General features: G+C 59.8%; 1 protein-coding gene. It reads left to right on the top strand.

From position 1 onward, the window contains the following. Nucleotides 1-77: 77 nt before the first annotated feature. A partial coding sequence (locus EIK80_RS25415) for an aminotransferase class IV (RefSeq protein WP_199743641.1) occupies nucleotides 78-301 on the top strand: 224 nt, incomplete at its 3' end.

Below are 301 nucleotides of genomic sequence, written 5' to 3' on the forward strand. Positions count from 1 at the left end.
TGGGTCTCAGATGCGGGATCCGCAAAGCGAACCCGTGTAGGAAGTAAAGCTCGTACAGGGGCGATCAAGGCGGGCAAGTGCCGAACCTGCTCGAACGCGACTTCCGGGTGGACCGGCCGTTCGCCAAGCTCGGCAGCGACGACGGTTACACGCTTGAGTGCCCGAATTCCTCCATCGTGGCGCGCTACGGAGATGCCCTGGTTACCCCTGATCCGCGTATTGGTATTCTGCATGGCACCTCGCAACGTGAGATGTTTGCATGGGCGCTTCAGGAAGGCCAGCATGCGCAGTACAAGAAACT

It is taken from the genome of Caulobacter sp. 602-1 (genome assembly GCF_003931565.1).
Taxonomy (GTDB): Bacteria; Pseudomonadota; Alphaproteobacteria; order Caulobacterales; family Caulobacteraceae; genus Caulobacter.